Raw genomic sequence first — 234 nt, forward strand, 5'->3', positions numbered from 1 at the left:
GAATTTTTGGTTGCATTTCTTCAGGCTTACGTCTTTACGGTTTTAACTTGTATGTATCTTAATGATGCAGTCCATCCGGGGCATTAATAAAACTGGCGGTTTTCCGTCAAATGGTGCAATTTCGCTTTAAAGGAGAATAAATAATATGGAATTAGTGCTTGCAGCAAAATATATTGGTGCTGGTCTTGCTTGCTTTGGTATGGCAGGCACAGCTTTAGGTCTTGGAAATATTTT

The 234-nt window shown here is 38.0% G+C and carries 2 pseudogenes; both read left to right on the plus strand.

Annotation, left to right across the window (positions count from 1 at the left end):
- Positions 1-87: pseudogene (locus ACFIO5_RS12460) on the plus strand (F0F1 ATP synthase subunit A); the annotation flags it as partial.
- A gap of 58 nt (positions 88-145) precedes the next feature.
- A pseudogene (locus ACFIO5_RS12465) lies at positions 146-234 on the plus strand (F0F1 ATP synthase subunit C); the annotation flags it as partial.

It is taken from the genome of Bartonella sp. AA86SXKL (genome assembly GCF_042196885.1).